Origin of the sequence: Actinoallomurus sp. NPDC050550 (genome assembly GCF_040655075.1) — a bacterium.
Taxonomy (GTDB): Bacteria; Actinomycetota; Actinomycetes; order Streptosporangiales; family Streptosporangiaceae; genus Actinoallomurus.
The window spans coordinates 89,808-99,971 of record NZ_JBFAJC010000040.1 but is presented as its reverse complement, the minus strand read 5'-3'; the positions used below and the strand labels follow the sequence as shown (position 1 = coordinate 99,971).

The window sequence follows — 10,164 nt, the reverse complement described above, 5'->3', positions numbered from 1 at the left end:
CCCAGACCAACGATCATCGAAAGGCTGGTATCCGCACGGAACGACAGGTTATAACCCCCCGAATAACCGAAATAACCCGGGCCGTACCCACTCCCGCCCTCAAAGGAGCCGCCCGCAGGGTAGGCCGCAGTAGTGGAGTGCCAGCCGCCACCATCGGCACGGACCAGCGTGACAGAGATAGCGCCTTGGCCATAGGTCGCCTCGACCGCACCAGTGGATCCGGAAACGATCTCGATGTTCAAACCGAACGCATAAGCGGCCAGCCCCGGGACAATGCCCTCAGCCACGGCGTCCCACTCCCCCGGGCCCACAATGGTGAAGGCGACACTATCCAGGACCATTCCGGTGGCCTCAACGATCAGTCCCTCGCGCCTTGCGGTCAGCTCAGCGGCCTCCGGCGAGCCTGCCGCCTCGAGCAACCCGATATACGCGCCCCAATCGACGTTCAGACCCTGCTCACGCCCCAGCTGCTCATCAACTGCCCACTCGGCCTGCAACCGAACCAACGGCGCCAAAGCATCACGCGCCCCCTGATCCAGCAACAACAAGCCCAACCGCTCCCGGATCTCCGCAGGACTGGTCAAACCACCCAGCAGGTTCGGCGTCCCCGCCGCGCCCAGCAACGCGGCGAAGAAACCATCACCACCAAAGACCACCGGCCCCAACACCAAACCACGCCCAGCCAGCACCCCCTCAATACCCGACCACTCAACCAGCCCGCCCAACCCCGTCGACAACACCCCCGCCAGCGAACCAGGCGACATCAAAGACCCAGACCCAACCACGCCATAAACCGAAGACCCCACCACCGGCACCGGTGCCGGAACCCACGACGACCGCCCCGCCCCCGCCGCAGAACTCTCCGCATCCTCAGGCCCAGGCCGCCGGGACCCGCCGGCCCCCACAACCACACCCTGCCCGACAGACCCAGCAGGGGCGTACTCGTCGGCGTACCACCTGTTCACGACTAGCTTGAACCCCGGGCCCAACGCGTCCTTTTGCCAAAAACGCCTGCCGTCGTAGGGCCGGAATGCCTGTCCGACGCCGCTGACCAGGACGCCATCGGTGCGCGCTTCGAGGACCCGCGTCCGGGCCCGCTCGAGCCGCTGCTCGTCCAGGATCGCCGCCCGGGCCTCGTCGGGGAGGTATCCGCCGGCGTACCACTTGTTCTTGAACAGCGTGAACTCCGGCCCCAACGCATCCGGGTCCGCAAAACGCTCGTAGTCGTAGTCAACCGCGCTGATTGTGAGCGCGACATCGCTGATCGTGAGGCCTGTGCCAGCCGCGCGACGGACTGCGTCCTGGGCCCGCTCCAGCGGCTCTTCCTGCCCGGGGGCGTGTTCCTCGGTGTACCACTTGCCATAGACCAGCCTGAACCCCGGGCCCAACGCCGTCGGGTGCGCAAAACGCTTGGGTCTCGTTCTGGGTGCGCGTGGGACGTCGCTGATCCGGATGCCTGTGTCAGCCGCGCCGCTGACTGCGTCCCGGGCCCGTTTCAGCGGGGAATGTTCGCTGGCGTACCACCTGCCCTCGTCCAGCGTGAACTCCGGGCCCAACGCATTCTGTTCCTTAAAACGCTCGTGGTCGTAGTCGTGGCTGTTGCCGTGTGCTTTTGCGACGTTGCTGACCGCGAGGCCTTCGTCGCCCGCGTCGCGGGTCTGCTGGCGGGCCCGATTCAGTCGGATCTCGTCCTGGACTGGGTCCAGCCGTTCTTGGCCCACGGCCATCGGAACCCCCGACGACTGCCTCGCCCCCGCCGCAGAACTTTCCGCTTGCTCAGGCCCCGGCCGGGACCCGCCGGACCCCACAGCACTGCCCTGCTCGACACCCCCAGCAGGGGCGTACTTTTTGGCGTACCACCTGTCCTTGAACAGCGTGAACTCCGGGCCCAATGCCTCCTCATCTTTAAAACGCCCGCTGTCGTACTTGCCGCCGTATTCCTTTGCGACCTGGCTGGGCGTGAGGCCTTGGTATTCCGCCGCGTGGACTGCGTACTGGGCATCTTCCAGCCGCTCTCGTTCGTTCCTCCGCAGCCCTCCGGTCGCGCCCCCCCGCGTTCTGGTAGGGGCGGTGCCGCGGGCGATCTGGTGGGCGATCGCGTAGGCCTGGGCGGGCGTGGTGGTCGGATAGACCACGGTCTGCGCATTCAGGGCCTGCACCGCGTCGGCAACGTCGTCGGCGTCGACCGGGCCGCCGGCCCAGCCAAGAGCGCGGTCGTTGTGCAGAGTCCTGTTGACCCAGACCACCATGTCGGCGGCGTTCAACGCCTCGCGATCGGCCGAGGTGGGCTCCGCAGCGCGCGTGGTGCCCGCGAGGGGCGTGGCGCCGGGCGGTTCCTGTACCGGGGTGGCGGCATCATCCGATGGCATCGCCGTGGAATCTACCGAGTCGACGACTGCGGGCCCATCGCCCTGGGCGGAAGAACCGTCGCCACTGCGGTTGCGCGAGCGGGTTCGGATTTCTTCCAGCGCGGTGTCCGGAATCTCCGCAGCGGTGCCGCTGCCCCAGGTACGCCGGAAGTAGCCGAGGCCCACTTCGAGGTTACGGAGGTTTGCGTCGGTCGAGGCAGTGTCGGGCATGCGCAGGTGCTCACGCCACAGCCGCACGCGGAGGTCGGCGACCAGGGAGCCTGGCCCGCCCGGGTGCACGATCGCCGCCGTTACCTCCGACTCGTTGCCTCGCATCGAACGATCCCAGAAGTTGGCCGAGCCGATCGACGCGAATTCGTCGTCGACCAGAACCAGCTTGGAATGAATCTTGGTGTCCGTCAGAACGAACAGGGCGAAGTTCTGCCGCTGCTCGGCCGAGAGTCCATCCAGGATCAGCGCGTTGATCTCACTGGAGATGTTCGGAGTGGCATCTGGTGACGGCTGGTCCCGGCCCGGGAACCCTTGTGTCACGAACACCACTTTGACGCCTCGGGCGAGCGCCCGGGCGACCGCAGGAAAGATGAAGTCATGGTGGGAGTAAATCTGCGTCAAAGAGGACGGGTTGAGCGTTTGATCCTCTACGTAGACGTAACGTTCGGCCGCGCCGATCGCCCCGGTGATACCGTCGGCGATCTCGGAGACACCTTCCGGCGGCAGGGTGGCCCAGGGAAGGCGCAGGGAATCGGTGAGCGGGCTGACGCGATGCTTAGCGTAGCTCCGCCAGACCCGGATGCCCGCGTCGACGTGCGAATCGGCCGAAGAGCGCGTCGGTTCGGCCGAACGCGGTGGCGTCAGCTGGTGAGGCGTGGGCTCGATCGCCGGGTTGTAGGGCTCCTGGGTTCGTTCGTGCCAGTAAGTGCGGTTCGGCAGTGTCGCCGTCTCGTCCCAGCGGGTCCAGAAGTTGGAGAGCACCTCTTCGGCCGCGCCACCGACCAGTTGTACGCCGAGGTCGTGCCAGTAGTTGTGGTTCGGCGCTCCGCTGTGCTCTTCTGCGCCGAGCCGGTTCGGCGCATAGTCCATGCCGCCCACGAACGCGTGCAGTTGGCCGGTGGCCGCATGGTAGGCGACCGTGGACTTCTCATGTCGTGAGTCGAACGCGCCGCCCCAATCGATGAGAACACGGTTCGCGAGGACCGCGCGGCCGTCCCGGTGAGCGCCCCGCAGGGTCCGGACCGAGTTGAGGTTGGTATTCGAGTAAATACTGAGCCCCTTGGCGATCGGCCATCGCCAAAAGTCCTGTTGCGGAAATGGTTTTTCGAACGGGCTGAGGGAGTGGCGGGGGATTGCCACGACGACCCGCACGTCGACGCCGGCTTCGGCCAGAGCGATAAGTCGTTCACCGAGATTCGGCTCGCCCGCCCGGTGACGCAGCCTGGTGGCGAGGTGCAGGTACCAGGAGGTGATGTACAGGCGATCGCCCGGTTGCCCCAGCGTGTCGAGTACGTCGGCGATCGCCGCGAAGTACGAGGCACCGTCGATGTGGGGGGTGACCGCCGTGTCGGCCCGATGCGGAACACCCAACGACATGCCAGGGGGGAAGTACCTGCCTTCGAGCTCCTCGATGGCCGCTCTCGTCGCGGGGGAGGCGTCGAGGCCGCTCATGCTCGAGGGGCGCGACCGTACGGTGATTCCAGCCCTATCTTGATAACGGGTGAGTTCGGCGGCGACCTCGGCCTCCAGCCGGTTTACCGCGTCATCACGGCGGCTCGGACCGGTCTTCGTCGTCCTCCATTCGTCGATCGCGTGGAGGGCGGCACGCAGCGACGCGACATCGCCACGGTTGCCGCGCAGGGCCGCCACTGCGGCATCGAGATTGCGGAGGGCGCCCGATCGGGAGACGCCGTCGACCGCCGACTGACGAATCCAGTCGTCGACGATGCTTGAGCGTGACGGACCGCCACCACCGCCGATTTCGACCGGATCGACCGGCGGCCGAGCGCTTCCCGGTGGTGCCCCACCGGTCCGGCGCCGAGTCCCCAGGGTCTCCGCCAGCTCCTCCGCCAGACGGTGGGCGGCCTCGATCGCCTCGGCATCGTCGCCGGAGACGCCCGACTCGTCCTCGCGATACAACAGCTCCGCGACGGCCAGCACAACGCCCTCGTGCGCCTCGCGCCGCTCCTGCGGAACCGTCGTCATGTCGACAGGCAGCGGCGCGTGGTGGAATGCGACGATCTCCGCCGCCTCGGCCAGTAGCCGCTCGCGGACATTCGCCGGCAGGTCTTCCACGATCCGCCTGGCCTGTTCGAACAATCCCTGATAACCGGACGGAACCGGCGCGATTCCGGCCGTGTCCCCCCGCAGGGCGTGTGGGTCGGGCATCGGCACGACCAGGGCCGACCGACCGTCCACCGTGGGCACTTGCGCGTGGTCAGGGACGCCGGTGGGCAGCATGCCGGCGCCGGGGGCCGCGGTCCACACGGCGTTGGAGTTCTGCGGCGCTCCATCGCCGCGAACACCATCACTGATGATCACATTATCGGGATCACTGCTGATCATTCCCCATAGGAAGGAATTCCTATGGGCTTCCTCATCATTCAGCCATGACTCGTCCAGGGCCGACGACGGTGCAAGGAACAGCCGGAAGAGTTCGAACCAGTCTCGGCGGTACCTAGCTGCGATCTCGGCCAGTTCGTTGGCGTCGGTCTCATACTCACCCGTAAGTCCGTGGAACGTCGCGCCTGCGGCCTCCAGGCCCTTCCCCGACGCTGCCTCGAGGGAGAAATAGGCGGGAAGCTCGGCAGTGAGGTCGCGCAGTTCGCCGTCCCACGCCCAGCTCCGTGCCAGGAGTTCATCCTTCTCCGCGGTATACCCAGCGAAGGCCGACGCGAAGGCGGATAGCACACGCTGGTGGAATACCCGTGCCACCCGGGATATCTCGTCTTCGAGCAGCATATGGTCGTCGCTGAGCGACTGCCAGGACTCGAGTTCCTCACTGAAGATCCGGGAGGCGATTTGACGGACCCTCCGGTGTGCGGACTCCACTAGGAAGGAGGCCTTCAATCGGTTGCTCCGGGCGTCGGAGAACTTGTGCCACTCATCCAGTTGAGCGCTCAGGGTCGCCGAGTCCCCAGCGAGGTCGAAGATCTTGTCGAATTCGGCTCCGGATCTTTCGGTGAAGGAATGCGAGATCGCTACGTAAACGTCCGTGCTCAGCTGACCCGGCTCAAGGTCGAACCTGCGCATAAAGGTTTGGCTGTGAGCGGATGCCGGAGCTCGTTCCCAGTCATCCGCGGCCTGGTCGACCTGCTCCGACGCCGCTGCCATCGCGGCATCGCGGGCGATCGCCCTGACAAGTTCTGACGGCACCCGCTTTATCAGGTCGTCGAACCACTTATTCACCTGGTCGGACCGAGTCGACGCGTCGCGCGGCGCATCGACCGAGTCGTAGGAGGCGAATTTGTCGGTGAGCGCTACTTCCAGTTCGCGTTGAAGCCGCTGCCGCACCGCAGAGCGTGTGAGGTCGGACAATGCTGCATCGTGGACTTCGAACGCACTCAGCAGCTGCCGACCGACATCGTCGAGGTTGTCCCCGAGCGATTCCGCAGCATCGTTCACGGCTTGGTCCAGCCGTGCCCGGTACTCCTCATACCGTCTTGCGGAACTCTGCCCGTCGGCCCGTCCCTCGGACTCCTGCCCGTCGACGTCCGCCGAGGCCGGCTGTTCAGGCTCGAGCGTGGTATCAGCCTCTTCGCGTGTTGGCGTCGCAGCCTCGGCCAGGATCTGAGCGTAGGTTTCGCTCAGGCGTTCCTGACGCGTGCGGAAGGCGGAAACCCGCCAGCCGTCCGTTTCAAGGCCGTACGGCGCCGACACGGGCGACAAGTCGGCAGATGCCGCCGAAGTCGCGAGACTCTGTGTCTGAATGTACTCCTCGCGAAGCGCGTCAATTCGCCGATCGTCCTGATAAGACAGATGGCCGCGATCCGCATTCCAATCGTCGAGCAGGCGTTGAAACTCTTGATTCGCCGAAGACCGCGATATGGCTACCTCTCCCAGCGCCACTAGGCGCTGGACAGCGTCTCTGTGCAGCCGCTCCAGTGCACCCGGCCCCTGACGTTCTACATCCCTCGCAAAACCGCGGACAACCTCGCGCGCCTGATGGTTATACCAGTAACGGTTTCCACGATTGGCGCGATCGTCCTGGGCGCTGCGCCCCTCCGAGGCGAGGTGGACTGGGTCGGCCAACCGCGCACCGATCGCGTCAAGATTCGCATTGAGCTGATCGACCGCCTTATCGATCGCCGTTGCATAAGGCTCGACTCCGTCTCTCAGCCGGCGCGCCGCGCGCTGGACGCCCGAGTCCAGGCGAGACAGCTCTTCCCCATGCCCCTCGCCCAAGGCCTCTGCCGCGGCCAGGTCCTCGAAGTACTGCTTCTTGAGCTGGTGGATCCGGTGCTTATAGATCTGCGCGGCTCTCGGGCCCATCTGCGAATCAGGGTTCCGCAGGTCGACGACCCGTCCCCACTTGTCCTCAAGCCGCAGCGCGCCGGCGAACCTCTGCTCGTTCGTCCACCCCTGCCGCCACGCTTCAGTGACTTTCTCCCTGAACTGCCCGATGAGCGCCTCTCGAGCGCCCTCCAGCTCAGAATCGCCCGACTCGGCGACAGCCCCGAGGCCATTCCACGCCTCGGCAAAGTCGTCCCTGAACCGCTTGACCTCCGAAGAGTCCCGGAAGGTGTGGGTGAACTCCTGATGATCAGTTACCAGTACCTTATTTGAAAAGGTCTCGTGCGCATCCAGCAGCCTCGGGTATTCCTCCAGCCGCTCAACGAACGCCGCCGACAGGCCTTCACGAACGGCGGTCACCTGGTCAGGAGCATCGGATTCCGCGGCCTTCGCCCACTCATCCGCAAACCGCTCCTTCTCCGCTTCCGCGGCCGCCACCCAATCAGACGCGATCCGGCTCTTCGTTTCGGCAATCTGCTCGAGCAGCCACTCGTCATCAGAATGCGCCTGCGCTTGTAGGTCCTGCGCCAACTCCTCGGAACCGGAACCCTGAATCTGGTTTTCGAAGTCCTGACGCGGATTCTCGACGCCGCGCTCCCGTATCGAGCGCCAGAATTGTTCCGCGTGCTGTTCCGCTTGCTTCTCGATTTCGGTTTTGGAGCTCTGGAATTCAGACTCGACGGACTCGTGCGCCTCCTGACGCATCGCATCTGTCCGGTCTATATCTGCGAGGGCATCCTTGAATCTCTCACTAAATGCCGAGGTTGCTATGGCTTCCCTGTCGACGGATTGTCCTGCACTCACGTCCTCAGAAGCAGCAGGATGGTCCACCAACATCTGCAGCATCGAAGAATCCCTCTCTACCGAGGGATCCCGCTCCGCCAAAGGACCCTTCTCGGCCGAAGAATCCTTCTCCGTCAGCGTCTTAAACAGTGCGCCGAGTCGCCTGCGGCCCTCCGTCCCTGATGCCTGACCAGACAAATGTTCACGATACGCGAGGTCGTCCAGCTCCGCTTCAAGGACATTCCCATTCCGCTTCTCACTGTCCAGCCACTCCTTCGTGTCTTTAATTTCGGGCTGCCAAACCTCATGATATTTCTCGATGGTTTCTTCCCGATACTTCCCCAACATCTCGTCATACGACTCTTTAGGCAACGCCTCCGAATCTCCACGGTAATCACCGGCGATTCGGTTCCAGTCGTGCGCAGCATTCCTTAGCTCCATTTCCGTCTTCCGATACTCATGCTCCATGAGAGACGGAAGCGTCTTGCGCTTAAGCTCTTCCCAGCGCTCGTTCCAAGATTTCTGCGACTTGGCGTCATCTGACGACGTCGCAGCCGAGGCGGATTCGCCGGACGTCCAGTGGTCATCCAGGGCAGACTTGATGGCGTCATCCCATTCCTTGGAAACCCTCTCCTTGCTTCCACCACTCAACCCCCGAGGCGTCTCATCGGACTCACGGAAAGCATCATTCAGGGCCTGCCGACCCCTCTCCATCTGGAAGCTCTCGAACTCGGCGCGCCAGAAACGGCTCGGGTCCAGGAAGCGGTCCACTATGTCCGTCAGTGCAGTGTCCCATTGACGACCGAACGAGGAATCGGCCGCCGGTGCGCCCACTTCGCCATCTGAGGCTGCGCGCAATTTGTCATACGCGACGCGCACACCCTCCACAAATTTCCGTCGATCGACTTTGTCAAGAACTTCAGGCCACCTGGCGCCCTTTTGCTCCAAACGACCCAAAGCTTCGACTGTGGTCATCAATTCGTCGGCGGTCGACGATTCCACTCGTTCGATCTTCTCATGCAGATCCTTGAGAGGACCGGTCGGCGTAGGATGCTCCCAGGCGTCTTTACTGCGCGGCGGCCCTCCAGCCTTTACCCATGCCGCGTCATACGCAGCAGCGATGTCGGCTCTTTTTGTAGCTCGGAAGTCGTCGAGGATCCCCCGTTCACCTTCCCAACGACCGACGTAATGTCCGACTTTTTCATCATAATTATCAGCAACCAGCTCCTTTTCGGTCTCGCGAAGGTACTGCTTATCATCGAATTTTCTGACGGCATTCAAAGCCTTCTCGAAAACCGTTTCCGCTTCTCGATCTAGCGGATCGCGGCCCCGATCAGCGTCCTCGAATGACTTTCCTTCATTGCGATCCTGCGGATCACGGAACTGATTTATGTCACGCGCACGTCGACTGAAAAATTGAAGCCGATCGGAAAGTTCGCCCTTCAGCCGTGCGTAATCATTTTCCCAGCGTTCGCCTGGGTGTCCTCCTGTCCGCGTCCACTCCGCCCTGAACGCGTTTCGCAGATCCCGAAGGTAGCTGGCGCGCACCTCCGACCAAGCATGACCGTCCTTGGGCAGGTAGGCGCCGCCGAAGAGATCCTCATACTTGAATCGCCCGTAGTGATCGTCAAAGTCGCGGCCCACGTCGACACGCCGGTGGAGCTCCGACTCGATCTTGAGCTCAGTCGCGTACTCACCGTCCCGGTCGGCTTTGTACTCCTGCCATCGTTCCGCCCGCTGGTGCTCGATGAAGGCATCAATCCGCTGCTGGACGGCTGCAGCGTTTTGGGCCTTATCTTCCGTCGACAGCTCTTTACTCGAAGACTCCGAGGCCGCGTGCGCCCTGCCGTCCTCACCACGCCCGACGCCAGCACCAGCTTCAGGCCGAGAGACATTCGACGGATCGGCGCCGGCACGAGAAGCCGACGAAGACCTCTCCCCAACTCCACGTTCACCCGCGCCGGCACGCTGTGCGGACGACGGCACTTCACTCGAAGACGCCGAAGCCGCGCGCGTCTTGGTGGCCCCACTAGGCGTGCCAGGAGCTTCGTCCCCTGCTTTCGCACCAGCCGGGAGCGTGTCACGATCCTCCGTAATGCCCGGGTCGCGTTGCGCTTCATGCGCACCGCTGGGGAGGGGCGTTGCCGAGGCGACCTGGACCGAAGGCTCTCTCGGACCTTGCCCGTCCTTGGCAGCCGCTCCTACCACGCCCGCCGAGCCTGCCGCGCGGTCCAACGCGCCGCGGCCGGCAGGCCCGGAGACGGCGGGAGACGCCGAGTCACCGACAGCCCGAGACGGAACGGTCCCGCCCGCAGCAGCGGTCGAACGCGAAGGCGGCTGAACAACCCCAGCCCCAGACGAACCCGCCCCAACCCCAGGAGCCGTCTCACCCGACACCGGCGGAACCACAGGAGCGGTCGAACGCGAAGGCGGCTGAACAACCCCAGCCCCAGACGAACCCGCCCCAACCCCAGGAGCCGTCTCACCCGACACCGGCGGAACCACAGGA

At 64.3% G+C, this 10,164-nt stretch carries 1 protein-coding gene; it reads right to left on the bottom strand.

All coding sequences use genetic code 11. The features are described from left to right. Nucleotides 1–9,641: phospholipase D-like domain-containing protein (locus AB0I04_RS38885; RefSeq protein WP_360896661.1), on the bottom strand; the 9,641-nt coding region annotated here is incomplete at its 3' end. Nucleotides 9,642–10,164: the final 523 nt, after the last annotated feature.